22 protein-coding genes are annotated in these 20874 nt (G+C 36.4%); 11 read left to right on the top strand and 11 right to left on the bottom strand.

The genetic code is table 11. The features are described from left to right. The first annotated feature begins 62 nt into the window (after positions 1 to 62). The 3 genes from WAZ07_RS08930 (at position 63) to rfbB (ending at position 2859) form a co-directional block, all read left to right on the top strand. On the top strand, positions 63 to 812 hold the full coding sequence (locus WAZ07_RS08930) for a TIGR04325 family methyltransferase (protein WP_336472149.1): 750 nt from the start codon (positions 63 to 65) through the stop codon (positions 810 to 812). Between the two features lie 321 nt (positions 813 to 1133). Beyond that, the gene (locus WAZ07_RS08935; RefSeq protein ID WP_336472150.1) at positions 1134 to 1883 is read left to right on the top strand and encodes a sugar phosphate nucleotidyltransferase; all 750 of its coding nucleotides are present in this window, start codon (positions 1134 to 1136) and stop codon (positions 1881 to 1883) included. Continuing rightward, complete coding sequence (gene rfbB / locus WAZ07_RS08940) at positions 1876 to 2859, top strand: dTDP-glucose 4,6-dehydratase (RefSeq protein WP_336472151.1); 984 nt, start codon at positions 1876 to 1878, stop codon at positions 2857 to 2859. The genes WAZ07_RS08935 and rfbB overlap by 8 nt, the downstream gene beginning before the upstream one ends. A 495-nt stretch (positions 2860 to 3354) precedes the next feature. On the opposite strand, the gene WAZ07_RS08945 is transcribed toward rfbB, so the two are convergent. The 7 genes from WAZ07_RS08945 to WAZ07_RS08975 all read right to left on the bottom strand — a co-directional run bounded on the left by WAZ07_RS08945 (position 3355) and on the right by WAZ07_RS08975 (position 10674). Beyond that, positions 3355 to 4152: a glycosyltransferase family 2 protein gene (locus WAZ07_RS08945; protein ID WP_336472152.1), complete on the bottom strand. Its 798-nt coding sequence runs from the start codon at positions 4150 to 4152 to the stop codon at positions 3355 to 3357. A gap of 42 nt (positions 4153 to 4194) precedes the next feature. After that, the gene (locus tag WAZ07_RS08950; protein WP_336472153.1) at positions 4195 to 5133 is read right to left on the bottom strand and encodes an O-fucosyltransferase family protein; all 939 of its coding nucleotides are present in this window, start codon (positions 5131 to 5133) and stop codon (positions 4195 to 4197) included. A 104-nt stretch (positions 5134 to 5237) separates the two neighbouring features. Further along, positions 5238 to 6164, bottom strand: coding sequence for an O-fucosyltransferase family protein (locus tag WAZ07_RS08955; protein ID WP_336472154.1), 927 nt, complete (start codon positions 6162 to 6164; stop codon positions 5238 to 5240). 85 nt (positions 6165 to 6249) lie between these two features. Then, positions 6250 to 7182: an O-fucosyltransferase family protein gene (locus WAZ07_RS08960; RefSeq protein WP_336472155.1), complete on the bottom strand. Its 933-nt coding sequence runs from the start codon at positions 7180 to 7182 to the stop codon at positions 6250 to 6252. Positions 7183 to 7287: 105 nt separating this feature from the next. Beyond that, positions 7288 to 7932, bottom strand: coding sequence for an FkbM family methyltransferase (locus tag WAZ07_RS08965; protein WP_336472156.1), 645 nt, complete (start codon positions 7930 to 7932; stop codon positions 7288 to 7290). A gap of 283 nt (positions 7933 to 8215) precedes the next feature. After that, positions 8216 to 9178 carry a GDP-mannose 4,6-dehydratase gene (gmd, locus tag WAZ07_RS08970; RefSeq protein WP_336472157.1) on the bottom strand — a complete coding sequence of 321 codons (963 nt, stop codon included), beginning with the start codon at positions 9176 to 9178 and terminating at the stop codon, positions 8216 to 8218. 86 nt (positions 9179 to 9264) lie between these two features. Further along, on the bottom strand, positions 9265 to 10674 hold the full coding sequence (locus WAZ07_RS08975; RefSeq protein ID WP_336472158.1) for a glycosyltransferase: 1410 nt from the start codon (positions 10672 to 10674) through the stop codon (positions 9265 to 9267). A 158-nt stretch (positions 10675 to 10832) separates the two neighbouring features. Between WAZ07_RS08975 and WAZ07_RS08980 the strand changes: the two genes are divergently transcribed. Beyond that, the gene (locus tag WAZ07_RS08980; protein WP_336472159.1) at positions 10833 to 11987 is read left to right on the top strand and encodes a glycosyltransferase; all 1155 of its coding nucleotides are present in this window, start codon (positions 10833 to 10835) and stop codon (positions 11985 to 11987) included. A 138-nt stretch (positions 11988 to 12125) separates the two neighbouring features. Next, a complete protein-coding gene (locus WAZ07_RS08985; RefSeq protein WP_336472160.1) occupies positions 12126 to 12767 on the top strand; it encodes a carboxypeptidase-like regulatory domain-containing protein in 642 nt (213 codons plus the stop codon). A 550-nt stretch (positions 12768 to 13317) separates the two neighbouring features. On the opposite strand, the gene WAZ07_RS08990 is transcribed toward WAZ07_RS08985, so the two are convergent. From WAZ07_RS08990 to WAZ07_RS09000, 3 genes are all read right to left on the bottom strand, one after another. Then, positions 13318 to 13470 carry a DDE-type integrase/transposase/recombinase gene (locus WAZ07_RS08990; RefSeq protein ID WP_396547185.1) on the bottom strand — a complete coding sequence of 51 codons (153 nt, stop codon included), beginning with the start codon at positions 13468 to 13470 and terminating at the stop codon, positions 13318 to 13320. Between the two features lie 407 nt (positions 13471 to 13877). Continuing rightward, a complete protein-coding gene (locus tag WAZ07_RS08995) occupies positions 13878 to 14819 on the bottom strand; it encodes a GDP-L-fucose synthase family protein (protein ID WP_336472161.1) in 942 nt (313 codons plus the stop codon). Positions 14820 to 14908: 89 nt separating this feature from the next. Further along, the gene (locus WAZ07_RS09000; RefSeq protein ID WP_336472162.1) at positions 14909 to 16291 is read right to left on the bottom strand and encodes a sugar phosphate nucleotidyltransferase; all 1383 of its coding nucleotides are present in this window, start codon (positions 16289 to 16291) and stop codon (positions 14909 to 14911) included. A 344-nt stretch (positions 16292 to 16635) separates the two neighbouring features. Here WAZ07_RS09000 and WAZ07_RS09005 point away from each other — a divergent pair, with 344 nt between their 5' ends. After that, positions 16636 to 16959, top strand: a complete 324-nt coding sequence (locus WAZ07_RS09005) for a hypothetical protein (protein WP_090915043.1) — start codon at positions 16636 to 16638, stop codon at positions 16957 to 16959. A gap of 215 nt (positions 16960 to 17174) precedes the next feature. Here WAZ07_RS09005 and WAZ07_RS09010 read toward each other — a convergent pair whose 3' ends face one another. Beyond that, complete coding sequence (locus tag WAZ07_RS09010; protein ID WP_336472163.1) at positions 17175 to 17345, bottom strand: hypothetical protein; 171 nt, start codon at positions 17343 to 17345, stop codon at positions 17175 to 17177. Between the two features lie 173 nt (positions 17346 to 17518). Between WAZ07_RS09010 and WAZ07_RS09015 the strand changes: the two genes are divergently transcribed. The 5 genes from WAZ07_RS09015 to WAZ07_RS09035 all read left to right on the top strand — a co-directional run bounded on the left by WAZ07_RS09015 (position 17519) and on the right by WAZ07_RS09035 (position 20765). Continuing rightward, positions 17519 to 17842 (top strand): hypothetical protein, encoded by a 324-nt coding sequence (locus WAZ07_RS09015; RefSeq protein WP_336472164.1) that lies wholly within the window; start codon positions 17519 to 17521, stop codon positions 17840 to 17842. A 361-nt stretch (positions 17843 to 18203) separates the two neighbouring features. Next, complete coding sequence (locus WAZ07_RS09020; RefSeq protein ID WP_336472165.1) at positions 18204 to 18527, top strand: hypothetical protein; 324 nt, start codon at positions 18204 to 18206, stop codon at positions 18525 to 18527. A gap of 328 nt (positions 18528 to 18855) precedes the next feature. Continuing rightward, a complete protein-coding gene (locus tag WAZ07_RS09025; RefSeq protein WP_336472166.1) occupies positions 18856 to 19677 on the top strand; it encodes a class I SAM-dependent methyltransferase in 822 nt (273 codons plus the stop codon). Positions 19678 to 19902: 225 nt separating this feature from the next. After that, positions 19903 to 20226: a hypothetical protein gene (locus WAZ07_RS09030; protein WP_244547957.1), complete on the top strand. Its 324-nt coding sequence runs from the start codon at positions 19903 to 19905 to the stop codon at positions 20224 to 20226. Between the two features lie 32 nt (positions 20227 to 20258). Next, positions 20259 to 20765 carry a hypothetical protein gene (locus WAZ07_RS09035; RefSeq protein ID WP_336472167.1) on the top strand — a complete coding sequence of 169 codons (507 nt, stop codon included), beginning with the start codon at positions 20259 to 20261 and terminating at the stop codon, positions 20763 to 20765. Positions 20766 to 20874: the final 109 nt, after the last annotated feature.

The raw sequence follows: 20874 nt of genomic DNA on the forward strand, positions 1-20874 counted from the left end.
AGTTAGGAGAAGCGGTATATGAGAGGGGTTCTGGATTAAAAAATTCAATGGAGGTTAACGGTATGACAGGTAAAATATACGGTTTTTCAGGAAATTACAGTTCATGGCAGGAAATACAGGAAATATCAACCGGTTATGATACATCGAGAATTTTAGATAAAGTAAAAGAAGCAGCATTAAAAGTGAAATCGGGAGAAGCACTATGCGAGAGAGACTCCATACTGTTTAATGAGTGCGAATATGTGCAGCCCTTAATTCGCTGTTTATTGCATATCGCTTCTTGTAACAAGAATAAACTTCGTATCCTTGATTTCGGTGGTTCTTTAGGTTCCTCATATTACGCGTGCCGAAATTCTCTTAAGCATTTAGATGAGCTAAGCTGGAATATCGTTGAGCAAAAACATTTTGTAGACTGTGGGAAACAGTTGTTCGAAGAAGGTCCCTTGAAATTTTACTATAGTATAGACGAATGCGTGCAAATGGAAAATCCCCATCTGATCTTATTTTCAGGTGTGATTCAATATCTTGAGAAGCCATACGAATTTTTAGAACAAGTGATGAAATATAATTTTAAATTCATTCTATTTGACAGAACTCCATTTTTTGATGTTGAAGACCGTATGACCCTTCAGATTGTCCCCCCTGAAATATATGAAGCCAGCTACCCGGCATGGTTTTTTAATTTAGATAAATTTCTTTATTTTTTTAGGACCAAATACGATATCATAGATGCATTTGATTCATTTGAATCATGGAAGCTAGAGGATGCCCAATCACAGAATAAAGGTTTTCTTTTCAAAAAAAGTATTTAAATGATGCAATTGTTCAAGGATTTAGCTGTATCAATAATATTCGGTCAGCGAGTTCAAACTCGTTGACTATTTTATTAAGCCCTAAACGATCCGTGATTCCAATCAATCTTTTTAAACATAGAAGCCCTCTTCGTACACAGAATTTACGTAATAAGAAATGCTTACTGAACTTTTATGACAGCAGGGTTATTCTACTCTAAAATATTCAAAGACTTTCAATGTAACGAAATAGGCTGTATATACATAGTGTAATAAGAAAAAACCATAGGATGCTACTGCTGTTATTCTTTGCATTCGTACAGCATTAAAGAGGTGAAAGTTTTGAAAGGAATAATTTTAGCAGGTGGACACGGTACAAGGCTTGCACCACTTACAAAAATCATTAATAAACATTTACTTCCAGTCGGTCCGTATCCGATGATATATTGGTCTATTCAAAAGTTAAAAGAAGCTGGAATTATTGATATTTTGATTGTTACAAATCCAAAAGAACTAGACAACTTTATCATTCTTTTAGGTTCTGGTGAAGAATACGGAGTTAAACTCACGTATAAAGTTCAAAAGGAGGCTAATGGCATTGCGGATGGAGTATATTTGGCAAAAGATTTTGTTAAAAAAGAAAAGTTTATTGTATTACTAGGTGACAACATTTATAAAGATTCATTAAAACCTTACATCCAATCGTTTAAATATCAAAAAGATGGAGCAAAAGTATTGCTTAAGGAAGTTCCGGATCCACATCGATACGGAATAGCAACCTTAAATAAGTTGACGAAAATTATCACTTCAATTGACGAAAAACCATTATCACCAGTAACCAATTATTGTGTAATTGGTGTGTATATGTATGATAAAAAAGTATTTGACTATATTGAGAAAATTGTTCCATCCAAACGGGGTGAATTAGAAATCACGGATGTTAATAACATGTATATAGAGAAAAATAAATTAACCTATGATTTTCTTCGACATTGGTGGATTGATGCTGGAACATATGAAGCTTTATTCAAAGCCAATTCTCTCGTTTATCAGGATATAAAGAAAGAGAGAGCGAGGATAACTAATGACTGAAAACCTATTAATTACTGGAGGATGCGGGTTTATCGGCTCACATTTTATTCGGTTATTGCTGAAAAACACGAATGTCAGTATTACGAATATCGATGCATTAACGTACGCATCAAACAAAGAAAATACTGAGGACTTTGAAAACAATCCAAATTACCGTTTTATCAAAGTTGACATTACGAAAAAAGACGAATTAGATAAAGTATTTGATCAAACATACGACATGATTATCAATTTTGCAGCAGAAACACACGTTGATCGTAGTATCGAAAATTCACACTCGTTTGTTCATACGAATGTATTAGGCACCTATTACTTGCTTCAAAAAGTTCTTGATGGTAAAGCAAAAAAAATGCTGCAAATTTCAACAGATGAAGTATATGGATCATTAAAAGTAAATGAGCATCCATTTAAAGAAACCCATCCTCTTTCTCCAAATAATCCTTACTCAGCAAGTAAAGCAAGCGCTGATTTACTTATCCATTCTTTTTATCGAACGTATAAAATTCCGGTAATGATTACACGATGTTCCAACAACTATGGTCCAAACCAAAATTCCGAAAAACTCATCCCGAAAGTAATTTTTCATGCCCTTCATGATAAGAAAATACCTATCTATGGTGATGGACAGAACGTAAGAGATTGGTTGTTTGTCGAAGATCACTGCAAGGCAATCTATACTATTATGGTGAACGGAAAGCCAGGAGAAATCTATAATATTGGTGGAAGTAATGAGAAATCAAATATTGAAATTGTGAAAATCATATTGAATTATATAGGAAAAAGCCATGATTTAATTGCATTCGTAACCGATCGAAAGGGTCATGACAGAAGGTATGGAATTGATTGGTCAAAAATGAAAAACGGGTTCAACTGGCAGCCAAATACTCCTTTTAACAGGGGAATTAAAATGACGATTGACTGGTATATGAATCATCAAGATTGGTTTCATACCTCTTCTAACGTTGAGCAAGTATGAAGAGGTTAATTCTGGTTAGGATGGTCAGCTCAGCAGAACACCTTAACTTTATGGCAACGGTGGAAAAAAACATGAATACTAGGGTTTATTTCACCCAATCCAAAAGGCAGTACAAATGGTAGAAAATCAAATTGGATCCCCTACGTATACAAATAACCTCGTTACTACAGTTCTATCATTATGAGGCAAGTCATATTGAACTCCCTTTCGTTAAAATTATTGTGTTGATTACCACTTCAAGCAAGTGCCTGCCACTCTATATCAGCCTTACGATAACAATTTCTTGGCACGTTCAAAAAGAAGGAACAGTGTATACCCTCACACTTTCCCTTCTTTTTGAAAGACTAAACTATGTATTTTTTAGTACGCACTACTCCTTAGAACACCTATTTTATTTTTCGTTCGAGCCATCTATACAGTGTGCTGTGGATTCCAATAATAACTAAAAAAGCGAAGTCATCTTCTTCAGAAACTCCGCTTCAAATCCTTTCTTAACTACAATATGTTCTTATCCTCTTCTGAACGCGTCAGCTGTTTCCACAACTTCTCGGGATTCTGTGATACTATATAATAAAAATATTGATTCAGCCATTGATCCGAAGTAGATCCATAATTTTTAGTACTTGCTCTAATGATTTCCGGGAGTCCGACATCAAAATATTTTGTCATGGTCTTGCTATCCTTGTGCATTCTGGAAGTTGCCAGAACATTTTTAATAAAACCGATCGGATAATGTTTGGAAATTCTCATCCATAATTCGTAATCCATGCAAAAATGAAATTGCTCATCTATTTCGCCTACCGTATCAAATACTTCTTTACGTATAAATGCCGCAGGCTGACAAATAATACATCCTTCGTATAGCCGCTTTCGATTAAAAGGCTCAACAGGATAGGGACCAAGCACCTCACTCTGCTCATCCGTATAGTTTGCTCGTCCATATACCATTCCCCATTTCGGATTTTGCTGCAGAGCAGACACCGCTCTTTTTACAGCATGAGGCATATAAGTATCATCCGAATTCAGCCAACCTATAATTTCTCCTTTGGCCATATCAAGTCCCTTATTAATGGCATGAGATTGCCCCCGATCTTTTTCTGATACCCAGCGAAAACGTTCTCCGAGGTAATTGTATGACTGTAAAATTTCTACTGTGCTGTCTGTTGACCCTCCGTCAATGACGATATGCTCTAAATTAGGATAATCTTGAGAAAGCACACTTTCAATCGTTTCTTGAATAAACTTATCCTGTTGATAAGAGGGAGTAATAATACTGACAAGCGGTTGATTCATGCATATACCTCCTTGTTTTCATTTCATTCTTAATAGGCTTATTTATAGAAGCTTAATTGTTCCTTCCGGCCAATCTTTTAGACGACTGACTGCTACTGAAACATTAGAAGTATGATTACCGATAAAATAATCGCATTTCATGGCTAGATACGTATCTCTAATAATATCTAGACCTTTCTGTATTGTACTATAATAAGGTACACCACCATTATGCACAGAAACATGATCATAAGGTGTTCGCTGGCAGTTAGTATAAATTAATTTATTACCATACAATCCTTTATATCTTGTCAAAATACTCTCAGAATCTGTTAGCAAAAAAATAGATGCTGTCGGATTATTTATTAGATAATGATCAATTTCTTGCGGATATAAGTCATTAACCTGATATAAATCCGGACGCTCATTAATTTTGTCGCTACCACGAATATGCACTCCTAAAATAGGATATTTATTTTCCGTATTTTTAAGATAAAAGTCTTCGATTTCAGCAGATAGATAAGGTTGCAATTTAAAGTATTTTCGATAAAGATAGTCATATACATCTTTAACCCCCAAACCATATGCCGGGTGACCTTCTTTAATCCATTGTGTAAGATAGTCTACATAAATGTGCACATTACTTACCAACACATTTTCAGGTCTACCAAAAACACTAGCTATAGCTACATACTCCAAATCTGTTAAATCTTTTGTACCTGGAAAACGTAAATTACTATAATTCCATTTTGATGGATAGCAGGTATAATTTTCTTTTTCAAGATCATAAACGGAATAATTTGATACAGGCAAAAAATACATTGTAAATGCATCTTTAACTAATGGAGCCTCAGAAGCATACAAAGAATCGGCTCCCCAAAAAATGATGGGAATGCGGTCGGTGAGTTCAGCGATTAAAAGTTGACCGGCAACATGTGATATATCTGACCAGAAACCGTTTTCCCAAGCTTTGATTAACAAAAAGCGATTACTTTCGTTCACAAATATTCCTTCCCTTTATATTATATTGTATTGTATTACTAAGTTTTCTCGTCTTAAAGTTCTTTAGTGATTTCATTCGATACTGATTATATGCTGTCAATTTTTCAATACTGAATAAGCTTAATTGTCCCTTCCGGCCAATCTTTTAGACAACTAACCGCTACAGAAACATTAGAATAATTGGCACCAATAAAATGATCGCATTTCGTGGCAAGGTACGTGTCTTTAATAATATCTATCCCCTTCTGTTGTTTGTTACAAAAAGGTAATCCTGCATGCACTGAAAAATTTTCATCAGATGTTCGTATGGAGTCGGTATAAATTAATTTATTACCATATAACTCTCGATATCTTGCCAAAATATTTTCACTATCTGTAAGCAAAAATATAGCAGCCGTCGGATTATTTTGTAGATAATTATCAATTTCAAGAGGATATAAGTTATTAAGCTGATATAAATGGGGAAACTCGTTAATTTTGTCACTGCCACGAATATGCAGCCCTAACAAAGGATGTTTATGCTTCATATTCTTAAAGTAAAAATCTTCGATTTCAGCAGATAAATAAGGTTGTAATTTCAAATATTTTTGATACAGATAGCTGTATGCATCTGGATACCCCATACGACATGCTGGGTGACTTTTGTTAATCCATTGTGTAAAATCGTGTACATAAATGTGACGGGTACTTACCAATACATTTTCTAATTTAGTAAAATAATCAGCTACATCGACTACATCATGAATATCCCTCAATCGTAAATTATCACGATTCCATCTGGGTGGATAATATGTGTAATACTCATGTGCAAGATCATCAACGGAGTAATTTGATACAGGCAAAAAATACATCGTAAATGCGTCTTCAAACAGCGAATGTTCAGAAGCATACAAAGAACCTTCTCCCCAAAAAGTTACAGGAATACGACCGGTAAGTTCTGCAATCAAAAGCTGTCCGACAACATGCTCTACATCTGACCAGAAACCGCATCCCCACTCTTTGATTAGTAAAAAACGATTATTTTCGTTCACAAACATTCCTTCCCTTTATATATCTATGTCTTAACTTTCTTACTTAAAGCGAATTCAGTGACTTATTGAATATGCTGAACTTATTCTAGTGCTGAATAAGCTTAATTGTTCCTTCCGGCCAAACTTTAAGGCGAAAGACTGCTAAGGAAACATTAGAATAACTGGCGCCAATAAAATGATCGCATTTCGTAGCGAGATAAGTATCTGTAATAATATCAATACCCTTCAGCCTTGTGGGATAATAAGGTAACTGGTGCAGAGGAATAGTATCATAAGGTGTTCGCATACTGTCAGTACAGATTATTTTATCGCCATATAACTCTTTATATTTTTCTAAAATACTCTCGGAATCTGTTAACAAAAGAATGGATGCTGTTGGGTTATTTTTTAGATAGTTATCAATTTCTTGCGGATATAAGTCATTAAGTTGAGATAAATTCGGAATTTCATCAATTTTGTCACTGCCACGAATATGCACTCCTAAAATAGGGTGCTTATTTTTCATATTCTTAAGATAAAAATCTTCGATTTCACCGGACAGATACGGTTGCAGTTTAAAATATTTATTATAAAGATAGCGGTGTATATCATGAAACTCTAAACCATATACTGGATGATTTTCTTTAATCCATTGTGTAAAGTACAGTATAGACATGTGAACATTACTTACTATTACATTTTCTGACCTATTAAAAAGACCAGGTATATCTTGTGCACCTGAAAAGTCTAATTCACCTGGCAAGCGTAAATTATTTCGATTCCATCTTGATGAATAGTAGGTGTAGTTTCCTTTTTCAAGATCATAAACGGAATAATTTGATACAGGCAAAAAGTACATTGTAAATGCATCTTTAACTAATGGAGCCTCAGAAGCATACAAAGAATCGGCTCCCCAAAAAATAATAGGAATGCGGTCGGTGAGTTCAGCAATTAAAAGTTGACCAGCAACATGCTCCATAGCTGACCAGAAACCGCATTTCCAAGATTTGATTAGTAAAAAACGATTACTTTCAGTCACAAAGCTACCTCCCCATTCGTAGATATTTGAATATTTTTATCCGGTTTACTTAAATTTCTAGAATTTTATCAAGCTGTACTATCAATAAAAGTTAAGCTTCTTGGACTATATGACTGAAAACTTACTCTTGTTATACAGAAATATATCATCAAATGGTAATTTTTCTACTAACCTGTAACCCTGCATTGCTAGAAATTCTTGCACACTTTTCTCTTGATAATTATTTTCCGCTACAATACATTCAATCTTCACCTTTTTAAAATCAATTGACTGAAGAATTGCTAATTCCGCTCCTTCGCTGTCAACACTTAATAGATCAATATGAGTAACATTGTGATCATCCAAAATAGATTGCAGGGTATATGTTTTAACTTTGATAACCTTACAACTTCCACCACGCTCTTGTAAGTCCATGTCTATTCTTTTTTTATCTCTGAAATCAAATTTATCAACCAGGCCACTAAGCATTTCTACTGGCCCTTGTATCTGTAAAAAGTCTTGATATCCATTTTCATTGGATATCGCTCCTTCTATACAAATGCACTTCCTATTTTTACTCAATAATTCAAATACCTCTGGTATTGGCTCAACACAAATACCATTCCAATTTTTGTGCTGTTCAAAGAAATAGCTGTTACTGAGATGTATTCCATTATGAGCCCCAATGTCGACAAAAAAACCATTTTCCATTTCCCGGAATATTTTTTCGTTCACAAATTTATCCTGGCCAATCTGGCTATAATATTGCAATCGTAAGCCCCCCGCTTCAATATGCTTTCGTTACCTCTAAATCCTACTTCTATTCTTGTAACCTAATATAAGGTGCTTCTGTTTCACCCTATATATATCCATTTTAATTTTTCGACATATAAGTCGCTGCTATGCAAAATACGGCATGACCAGCTACTTGCTTTCTCCTTTTGTTTTAAAACATTGCATGTGGTAGGAAAAGGCCCTGACCGTTTCTATACGCAGCCAGATGCTCTCGTTCTCCCTAAAAAGAAAGAAGTTTTTAACTTATATATAGTGTCCTTTACTTAACCCGTTCCAAGTCAGCGTCAACCATCATTTGGATCAATTGTTCTAAGCTGGTCTTAGCTGTCCAGCCTAATTCGCTCTTGGCCTTAGTCGGATCCCCAAGAAGTAAATCCACTTCTGCCGGACGGTAAAGTTGTGGATCGATAACAACGTAATCTTGATAATTTAATCCCACATAATTGAAGGCGATTTTACACATTTCTTCAACTGTTGTAGTTCTTCCAGTTGCAATTACATAATCATCCGGTGAGTCATGTTGGAGCATTAACCACATCGCTTCCACATAATCCCCAGCAAAGCCCCAATCTCGTTTTGCATGAATATTTCCTAAACGAAGTTCTTTTTGCTGCCTAGCAACAATCCGAGCTACAGCGTCGGTGACTTTTCGCGTGACAAACTCAATTCCTCTAAGCGGTGATTCATGATTGAACAGAATTCCATTGCAGGTAAACATATCGAAACTTTCTCTGTAATTTTTCGTCATCCAGTAACCAAAAACCTTAGATACGCCATAAGGACTTCTTGGATAAAAACGAGTTTCTTCTGTCTGTTCAGGCTGCTGGATCATTCCGTACATTTCACTGGAAGAAGCTTGGTACATTTTAATTCCAGGATCGATTTCTCGAATAGCTTCCAATATGTTCAGGGCACCAATACCTGTGACTTGTGCCGTCAAAATCGGTTGCTTCCAGGATGAAGCGACAAAACTTTGTGCTGCTAAGTGATACACTTCGTCAGGTTTTGTCAGCTTTAAAGCTCTTAAGAGCGATGGGAGATCAGTCACATCCCCTTCCACGTATTCCACCTCATCGGTTATGTTCAAGAAATCTAATCTCCAAGATGTGTTGGAACTGCGCCGCGGAAACAAACCGGCCACTCGATATCCTTTATCCAAAAGGAATTTTGCTAAATAAGCACCATCCTGCCCTGTAATACCAGTAATAAGAGCTGTTTTCATACGAATGAACCTCCTCCTATTAAATTCCTGAGTAATACTGCCTTGCTTTGCTTCGTTATAAAAATTTTAATCCCCTATTAAAAGAACTATATTTCCAAATAACAAGTTCTCATCATGAGCCAGATCTTCTCCTGAAAATCCTTATTTTCTCGCTCCATGTTATTGGCAATATAAACGAGATGCTCAATTGCAGATTTATAGTTTTTTTGTCTAATATAAATGACTGCTACATTGTACCTTGTCATAAGTAATGAGGGATATACAGATAAAATATTCAGATATATCTCTAATGCATCATCGATAAGGTTTTCTGCATACAGTTCATTTCCATGTTCCAGCTCCATTTTAATGATATCTTCCGCGGTTGGTTTCGGATTCAATTCCTTCTGAGCTAGCTGTTTTATTCTATCGGAAACGGCCTGTGCACTCTTTTTCCAGGTAAATGAGGATAAGATCTGCTTACTAGCTTTCTGTCCTTTCTCCTTAACCAATGTACGATTCTCGTAGGCAAATCGCATTACCTTCTGCAAATCATTCCTGTCAATTGATAACCACCATGGATAATCTACCGTATCGAGATTACTTACTTTTTTCTCTGGTAAAGCAACTTCCTTTGAGGAAACGAAGAATGCTGTTTCTTCGTTACAAAAATCCCGGCACGATCCTTTATCCGGTACAATTACCGGGATGCCACAAGCCATTGCTTCCGTAATCGGCAACCCAAATCCTTCTCCTCTGTATGGATGAACTAAGCAATCACACGCTTTATACAATCCCGCCAGCTCCGCTTCCGAAAATTCCTTATCCATGTATATAATACTTGGATTACTTGGATTAGCCATTGCTTCAAGAATCATTTTCTCGAGCGTTATTCCTTTGTAAAAAGATTGAGTCCCGGTATCTTTGATGAACAAACAAACATCATCTTCTGCAGTAAATTCATTAAGATAGGCCTGAAGCAGAATATCGATTCCCTTACGGCCAATTGTTCCCCCGACGAATAGGAAGCGAAAAGAGGAGGGTTCTAAAGCTAGAGCTTCAACACCGTTGTGAAATATTTTTTCATCTACACCAAGGGGAATCACATGAACTTTGTTTTCAGGAATACCGCAACGTGTGTAGCTTTCCTTGTTGTATGCACTGTAAACCCAGATTTCATCTGCCCAATACTTCATAGGGATATACCATTCTCTGGGGATTGCACCATATTCCCATGGCTGCATACAAATCCAATGCCTGCTTTTTGGCATCGTCCACTCGGGCGGCCACTGGTGAACAATTGTAAAATCTGCTTCAGGAAAAGGCAAAAATCTCTCCTTTTCTTCTACTGCTGTAAGAGATTGGGAATTCAACTTCTCTGACTCAGGCACCTTTATTCTAAGGTCAATTTGATGATCTTGCTGAAGATATTTACAAATACTTCGGTTTACGATCGCAAGACTATAATCGGCAAATTGAGGACCAGCCCAGTTTATTTTGAATGTTCCTATTTTCAATGCTATCCTCCTCGATTTTGATTCTGTCATTTCTTCATCACCTTTTTTATTATATTAAGCACGGTCAAATAAGTTTCCAAAAAAGCACTTTTACCCAGTTGAAATCATATGATGGAAATTGATTACTTAATTTCATGTTATAAGGGAGGAAAGGAATAATGAATTTGCGCCGACTGTCATTGTGTATGATTGTAAAAGATGAAGAGGATTGTATTGGTAAGTGCTTAAACAGTATAAAGGATGTTGTAGACGAGATGATTATTGTAGATACAGGGTCTTCGGACCGAACCGTTGAAATCTGTAAATCATTCGGGGCTCAAGTTTTCGACTTCCCCTGGAACGGGAGCTTTTCAGCGGCCCGCAACTATGGTTTGGATCGTGCAACGGGGGATTGGATTTTATGGTTGGATGCAGACGAAGAGGTAGACTCTTCTGATGCATATAAATTTCGCAATGTCCTCTACTACGATGACTATCTCCTGTCTATTCATTTAATTAATTATTATGGTGATCTTCCAGATCCAAATAAAACATTCGATATTGCTCATACTCGTCTTTTCCGGAATTATAAAGGGTTTAAATTTAGAAATAATATCCATGAAATGCTTAACGCAGATGAAGTTCTGACGGAAACGGACAATAATCAGGCCATCAAAACCGTTCCAATTAAGGTATATCATTACGGATACTTGGATTATGTGAATAAAAATAAAAAGAAATTTGAACGTAATCTTGAAATGTTAAAAAATGAACTCACCCAAAAAGATCACAGCCCTTGGATCGATTATCATATTGCAAGTGAATATTACCGTGTAGAGCAATATGACAAGGCATTCGATCATGTCAATCGTTCCATTAGAGGTTTCCTGCAGGAGCTAAAAACACCACCTTCCTTGCTGTACAGACTAAAGTATTCGATATTGATCGCCTCAGGGAGCATTGACGGAGCATGGCCCGGCATCGACAGAGCAGTTTCTCTCTATCCGGATTATGTGGATTTACACTTTTATAAAGGTTTGATCTTATACATCAGAGAATCTTATGAAGAAGCATTGGAGACATTTGAACACTGCCTTAAATTGGGCGAAGAAAATTTACATCATCTTACCTTAAAGGGACTAGGTAGCTTTCAAGCTTTATATTATATAGGCTGCTGCCTTGAAAAGCTCGGACAAATCGAGGCAGCTGCGAAGTCTTACGCACTGGCTGCAAATCTGTCACAAACATTCGATTCTCCTGTAGAGGCTCTACGTAAACTGAAGATAAAACACCAAGATATTTTCAAGGAGTTACCAGCAGATTCAGATGTTTAAACTCTAATCACTACAGGGCTGTCTATCGAGATTCTATAATAAAATTAACAATTTTAGAAAAAATAGTGTACTAGCCGTGTCTTTCAAAGGTACTAAATAATAATATGTTATTAGTACTGAAGAAAGAGAGGTGATACAATGTCTTTTCCAATTATTCCTAATATTACACCTACCATTTCAATTACTACTCCACAAACTATACCATTGCTTTTCGCTTCCATCGCCCTTGAGGAACTAGCTCTAGCTCACATCATCAATGCCGAGGCAGAGAAACTTCAATTTGTTCTCGGAACATTACCGCCAGGAAGAACTACACTTTCTCCTCCGGTAGTTACGATTTCCAATCTTCTTGCTGTCGACTCGAGTGTTCAAAGAACTCTTCGTGATGTCATCAAGAAGGAAATGCTATTAGAGTTCAAGTTTGAAAATATACTAGATTTACTAGCGAGCAGTGCTTCATCTACACCAGGAAGCATATCAATTGCTCCTGTTACTGGTGCAACGTGTGGTGCAGTTCTTCCTATTTCAGGTACGTTACTCACTGCACTTGGCCTTCCATTAGTAGGTGCACAAGTAACTCTTGCAGTAACTGGTGCTACAGCGGGTGCTAATGTAACTTTCTCGACTACAACACCTATTACAGATTTGGCTGGTAACTTTAGCGTTTTAGGAACATTTACTGGTGTATCAGGTCCAAACTCTGTAACAATAACAGCTACTGCTACTTCATTAGGAGTTACAGTTACTACCTCTCAGACTATTACTTTCGTTTGCCCGTAATTCTAGAATATATTTCAATAAATTGAGAGAGGATATCCGTTCTTTTCCTCCTTCAGGGGGCAAAACTGTTTTAGGCTGCAAGCTGACGCCTGTATTCACAGGCGTCAGCTTATTATAGGTAAAATCTATTTCATGATGCACCAAGAAATTAACGTAGTTTCCAGGCAGAATATCTCCCTCATAATACCTTCTCTTTCGTAATTTGAATCCATGTTTTTAAAATGGATTTTTCATCTCTAACTTTTCGATATATAATTCTTAATCCATGCCTCGTTTATCAATCAAGATAGATTCACCGCGTTCCCCTTTATTCGCATCGGAACGGCTTGTAACTTTATTTCAAATGAATAAGTTTTTTATTGCTATATAAAAATAACCATACAAGATACATACATAGATTCCCGAGGGTATCTTTCTCTTAAGGAATGTATACCGTGAATTAAATAATCTAGTAAATCCGTATAAAAAATATATTTTAAAATCTTGCTCCTTTTTCCGAATTCATATCATATCTCCCTTTAGAAACGAGAAATGATTGTGAAAAAAGCTTTTATAATAGACAAGAAACAGCCAAGGCTTTTTTCAAGAAGCGCTTGGCTGTTTTTGTATATCTTATTTTACTGGAGGACAGGTCAACCGTATTGTTTGTCGAATTAGTCGCACAATACAAGTACATCCGTTGATCTTTAACTTTATAATATATATTTCATCCGTCCTCCTTAATAATCCCAGAAATTTGGATGAATATATGAATTCATTTTTATCCCGCTATTCGCGGGCAATAAGACCCCCACCTCAAGATTCAGAGAGAAGCAAAGAAGATAGGTGGGGGATAACTGCCCGTAAAAGCCCGATTGGGCGGGCTTTCCGTCAGTGGGGGATGAAGAAAACCCTCACTGACGGAAGTTTCACTTTATTTTTCGACATCTAGCTCCCTGCTAGGCTGAATAAAAAGTAACCTGTTCTCGTTTTCTCTTTTGGTTTTTACTTCGCATGTGGCAGAGAAAAGCCCTGACCGCTTCTATGCACGGCCAGATGCTTTCGCCCGCTTAAAAAGGGGGGCTTTATGTCGAATTTTTAATTAGCATATATATAGGCACCATTCTGCTATTATCTTATATCTTGATTCACATACCAATCTATGGTTTTTTTCAATCCTTCTTCTAGACTAACCTTTGCTTCAAATCCAAAACATTCCTTCGCTCTCTGTATATCGAGACATCTTCGAGGTTGACCATCAGGCTTCTGGGAATCCCAGCGAATTTGACCTTCAAAACCTGTTTGAGCTGCAATTAACTCTACTAAGTCTTTAATTGAAATTTCTGTTCCTGTACCGATGTTCACGGGTTCCGCCCCATTATAACTTGCTGCTGCCAGCAGAATTGCTTCTGCTGCATCTTCAACAAATATAAACTCTCTCGTTGCCTTCCCGCTGCCCCATACCGTAATATGATCCTTTCCCTGTTCTTTCGCCTCTAAACATTTCCGTATGAGAGCTGGAATTACATGGGAAGTCTCTAAGTCAAAGTTATCCCGGGGTCCATACAAATTGACAGGAAGAAGAAAGATAGAGTTAAAACCATACTGTTGCCTGTATGCCTGACTCTGTACAAGCAGCATTTTCTTAGCTAAACCATAAGGGGCATTCGTTTCTTCAGGATATCCATCCCATAATTCGTCTTCCTTAAACGGAACAGAAGCAAATTTAGGATAGGAGCAGATTGTTCCGCAAGCTACGAATTTTTCTGTGTTGGCTACTCTTGCTGCTTCCATCAAATGAATCCCCATAGATAAATTATCATAGAAAAATGAACCCGGATTTTTTCTGTTAGCTTCAATCCCACCGACTGAAGCTGCTAAATGAATGATTACATCGGGTCTTGTTTCCTGTATCAGTTCCATAGCTGTTTGTAGATTACGTAAATCATATTGTTTGCTGCGCGGTACAATAATTTGTTTACAACCCCATTCTTCTAATCGTTCCACTACATGAGAACCAAGAAATCCTGCTCCTCCAGTTACCATTACTTTCTTATCTTTCCACTGTTCCATAATATCCCTCCATATACATAGTTGCTTAATTGTATGGGAGCAAAAAGAATTTTGACAGTAGTTACCCTCTAATTTAAATTCAAAGGAATTCATTCGTTTTCAATAGATTTCTTCATTTCTTCCCATGACATATATAAACGAACAATATCTTGTTCTTCAAGTTTACTACCCATCTGAACCTCGACAATTTCAAGATCTTTGATTGCCTTAATCCCGTGTTTTGCACCAACTGGGATGTTTAGCACATCACCCTTTTTTACATAAGACAATGTATCATCTAGAACAAATTCACCTTCACCTGCAACAACCACCCACACTTCACTTCGCTCATGATGATATTGATAGCTAAGATTTTTTCCTGCAAATACACATAATCGTTTTGTCAGTACTTCCATTCCTTCAGCTAATTTCTTATAGTCCAAGACGCGATACCATCCCCAACGGCGTTCCTCGAACATAGGGCGTTGTTCTAAATCTTTTACCACCTCTTTAACATGGTGGCTAGTGGATTTATCTGAAACTAAAATACCGTCGGGACTTGCTGCCACCACCATATTCGAAGTACCTAATACAACTATGGGAATATCTAACTCATTGATTAAATGCGTATTGATACAATTATCACTGATTGAACCTCTGCCAACGATATTTGTTTGCATATCCTCAGTTAATGTATTCCAAGTCCCTAAATCCTTCCAATAACCATTATACGGAATAACCGCAATCCGCTCTGCCTTTTCCACAATTTCATAATCAAAGCTTATTTTAGGCAGCTGTTCGTAGTGCTGAATGATCTCATCATACTGAGTAGGCAAGCCTCTTTTTTCTAGCTGGTTAATGATATACCCTAGTTTGAATGCAAAAACGCCGCAATTCCATAATGCACTTTGCTGAATTAGCTGCTCTGCATGCTCTTCCATCGGTTTTTCCTTAAAACCTTTTACCTTCATATACGTTTGTGATTGCCGTTGGTTCACTTCATCTTTGTCAGGAATGATATAACCATATTTTGTTGAAGGATAGGTAGGACTTACACCAATTAAAGCAACATCCATGCCCGATTGCTGAATGACATTCTCTAAATCTTTAACTTTATCAAAGAAATGATTTTCCACAAAGGGATCAACAGGCATTACAGTAATTACCTCTTCTAGATTAACACCAATGATTGAATACAAATATGTCGCTGCTAATATGATTGCCGGAAAGGTATCTCTTCGCTCTGGTTCAATGATTAATGGTACTTGAGTCCCTAATTGATTTTGAATGATATCCACTTGTGTTGCACTTGTTGAAACGTAAGCAATATTCAATAATTGATTCAAATCTAATTGTCGCCACAATCGCTGAACCATAGATTCCAACCCATTCTCTGGACATGTTAACATCTTTAAAAACTGTTTTGATCTAGAATCGTTGGAAAGCGGCCATAATCGTTTCCCTGAACCTCCTGACAGTAATATAAGTTTCATATTATACACCCCGATGTCATACATTAGTTGAAATTCTTTTCTTACCTTCAGTTAACATATGAGCATAGGCCATATTGTGCAACGGATAAAAACACATTAAATATCGCATGGTTGATTCTGAAAGGAATACCATCGACTTTTATTAAAGTGAACCAACAGGTGTACAAGCAGCCAAGCGCTTTTGACGGAAATCCTTGGCTGCTTACCATTTTTTCTCCTTCCTCTCCAATTCCCCAAGGGATTTTATGAATTGGACGATATAAAATTCCGCACGAAAAAGCTGTATCATGTACAAGCCCAAGGCAATAAAATACAACTGACACTAAAGAAAGAGGTGAATCACATTGTCTTTCCCGAACATTCCAAATATTACACCGACTATTTCGGTTACTACTGCACAGACTGTACCGTTACTTTTGTCTTCTATTGCCCTTGAGGAATTAGCCCTGGCTCACATCATCAATGCTGAGGCAGAAAAGCTTCAATTTGTTCTCGGAACATTACCGACAACAACTGCACTTTCTCCTCCGGTCGTTTCTTTATCTAACCTTCTTGCTATTGACTCAAGTGTTCAAAGAACACTTCGTGACGTTATCAAGAAAGAAATGCTACTGCAGTTCAAATTTGAAAATGTCCTTGATTTAATAGCAATCACTCCGCTTCCTTAAGAAACTTTTAATCACTTCTGTTTCTAGAGTTATGGTCACTAAAAAGACAAAAAACAACTACATTTATAACCTTGCACCAAAGCCTTCTAGTCTATGAATATCATCCGTTTGACTAACCTTAGTGGGTGCGTAAACCGAAGAAGGATTTCATCAGAGGCCTCCTGCTTGTAAGCAGGAGGCTTTTTTATGTTCCTTCAACTAGTGTTAACACAGTATCAAAACCAATTTGCTGTCATGGACAACGCATACACTTTAATTTGATCTTTGTCTACATTTCCTAACTCCGCTGCAATTTCTCCCTTCGTTTTCCCTGCTATTCGTATCCGAACAGTTTGCAGCTTTATCTCAAATTTTAGCGTCTTTCTTATCGTTATATAACAATTCACCCCCTAATTTTGGATACATACTATCCTTAACTCAGTGTTTCATAGATACCCATGGGATTTTATGTTTCATGAATAAATTGGATGATCATAAATGCTATACGCAAAATAGCGGTGTCACTTACAAGCCCAGGATAATAACATACAATTGATACTAAAGAAAGAGGTGAATTACATTGTCTTTTCCGAACATTCCGAATATTACCCCGACTATTTCGGTTACTACTGCACAGACTATACCGTTACTTTTGTCTTCTATTGCCCTTGAGGAATTAGCTCTGGCTCACATCATCAATGCCGAGGCCGAAAAGATTCAATTTGTTCTCGGAACATTACGGTCAAAAAGTAAATTTACTCCTTGTCGGGTCACGTTATCCAATCTTCTTGATATCGACTCAAGTGTTCAAAGAACACTTCGTGATGTCATCAAGAAGGAAATACTACTGCAGTTCAAATTTGAAAATGTCCTTGATTTGATAGCAATCACTCCGCTTCCTTAAGAAACTTTTAATCACTTCTATATCTAGAGTTATGGTCACTAAAAAGACAAAAAACAACTAAATTTATATCCTTGCACCAAAGCCGTTTAGTCTATGTATATCATTCGTTTGACTAACCTTGATGCCGGTGATACATATACCGGAGAAGAATTTCATAAGATGCCTCCTGTTTGTAAGCAGGAGGCTTTTTTTATGATGAAAAATAAAACGTACAGTATTGAATTTATGGTCACCAGTATAGGCCGAAAACATCATCTGATGATACGAATACATTTTCATCAGGGCATTTGTCACAGAAAATATAGGCGAATCATACAATAACAACGTACATTAACGAAAAGGAAGGTGTTATACCTTGAGTATGCCAACAATACCAGCAGAACCCCATCGTCCAAATCAGAAGCAAGTTATTATAGATTTATTGGAATCAATAGCTTTAGAGGAGATTGCTTTATCACACCTTTTAAACGCTGAAGCTGAAAAAATGCAAGCTTTTGTTGGAAAATGTTTAGATTTCCCAACATGTCCTACAAACCGGCAAATTCTTCAATTCAACAGAGAAGCAACCAGATTTGTTGAAACGGTCTTAATGAAAGAATGGTTATTATTAAGAAAGTTCGAAAATATAACAGATTTAATCCAAAGCCGGCGTAGAGTATGCTGTAAATGTCGTCCGTCAAAATAAAACAAATTTTCTTTTGAGTAAAGGAAATAAAAAAATAACAATCCTTCGAAAGTTTGCCTGATAATAAAATCCAAATGGCGTTAGTATAGTTCGTTTTGGTGCAAAGATATAAATAAAAATATTTTTCATCTTTCTAATCACAATATAGAGTTCGTTTTGGTATATAAATGCACCATATGTCATTATAAATCACCAATCTTGGACATTCATTTTGATTTTTGCACCAAAACGCTTTGTTCTATGGGCATTTTTAACTGCCATATGTAGAAATCATTTCCTCTAGTTGTATCTACTGTCCAACTGAAGTGATAAATAAGGAGGAATTATCATGAGTCAATATCAGCATTTCATTTTTCTCGATTATCCAATCAAACCAACCCCCCGTTTTGGGTGGAATAAACCTCCGCATGCAAAATTACACGAAATCATTAATAGAAATCGGTTGTTATATGAGGAATACCTAAAAAAATTCTTGAAGCATAAAGAAAAATTTATTCACATCAATAGGCATGAAAATAAGGCATTCCCTAATTGCCCTTTTTGGATAAACGGATGGTTGCCTGGCCTAGATTCAGTAGCTATTTACGGATTCTTATGTGAGAATAACCCAATGCGATATTACGAGATAGGATCTGGAAATTCAACAAAATTTGCAAAACAAGCTATTAAGGATCATAACCTTCAAACTGAGATTCTCTCTATCGATCCTTCTCCAAGGGCCGAAATTGATTCCATTTGTAATCATGTTGTGAGACAGCCTCTTGAAGACGTTGATTTGCATATTTTTGATGATTTGGAAACAGGGGATATTCTTTTTATAGATAATAGCCATCGTTCTTTTATGAATTCGGATGTGACCGTTATTTTTCTAGAAATTTTACCAAGATTAAAACCCGGCGTTTTTATTGAGTTCCATGATATATATCTTCCTCATGATTACCCTCAAGAATGGATTACACGATATTACAATGAACAATATTTGCTTGCCTCCACCTTATTGGCGGATGGAAATAAGTATGAAATTATATTTCCGGGCATGTTTATTGCTCAAGACCCTGAGTTAAGTAAGGTCTTGGCTCCCTTATGGGACGATCCAAAGATGCAAGGCGTCGAACGGCATGGAGGATCTTTCTGGATCAAAACAAAATAAAACTAATTCTTGTTTAATCGGAGGTTTAGTGGCAGCCTAACTTTAGACTTTTTTATGATGTAAAATAATACGTCTCTATATTGAATTTATGGTCACCAATGTAGGCCGGAAACAGCATCTGATGACAACGAGTGCATTTTCATCAGGGCATTTGTCACAGAAAATATAGGCGAATCATACAATAACAACGTACATTAACGAAAAGGAAGGTGTTATACCTTGAGTATGCCAACAATACCGGCAGAACCCAATCGGCCAAATCAGAAGCAAGTTATCATAGATTTATTGGAATCAATAGCATTAGAGGAGATTGCTTTATCACATCTTTTAAACGCTGAAGCTGAAAAAATGCAAGCCTTTGTTGGAAAATGTTTAGATTTCCCTACACATCCTACCAACAGTCAAATTCTTCAATTCAACAGAGAAGCAACCAGATTTGTTGAAACGGTCTTAATGAAAGAATGGCTATTATTAAGAAAGTTTGAAAATGTAACGGATTTAATCCAAAGCCGGCGTAGAGTATGCTGTAAATGTCGTCCATCAAAATAAAACAAATACTTATTTGAGTAAAGGAGGGGAAGGTGTTGTTCTATCTATTTACTGAAGAGAACTATGTATCTTCCTTACGGTCAATCTTTCATATGGAACGTTCTATTTACAAGTATTTACATGCAGCACATGATATGGTGGTAATTCTTAAAAATCATCATACAGATGAAGATGATGATTTATTGGTTACTATAAAAACTTGTATATTCCCACTCTTACAAACCATTGCTGACTTAGAAGGAATTTTACTTAGGAAATCTTTTTATATCATTGAACATACTTGCCCTCGTACACAAATAGCAACGATACCTTTTATATCGAAAGAGAGTTCTCATGAGGACACCTTGAAAACAAAAGCTTTATTATATGATATTAAAAAAAATCTTAAACAATTATGCCCTAATCGCAATCAGATAATCGATGAAACAGTTGAAAAAATTCTACATCTAGAAACTAGGCGGAAACAAGTGTTTGTTCCTAACTACCAATGGAAAAAAAATAATGATCCTTCGAAAGTATTGCTGACAATAAAATCTTAATTATTCAGCTTTCGCAGTTTCATATAAAACAACAATCCTTGATATATAATACAAAAAGAATGACACCTTCTTTTATAGCAGAATTAAGGTAATGAAACCAAATTCTCAA

This window comes from Bacillus bruguierae (assembly GCF_037104725.1).
GTDB lineage: Bacteria > Bacillota > Bacilli > Bacillales > Bacillaceae_G > Bacillus_A > Bacillus_A bruguierae.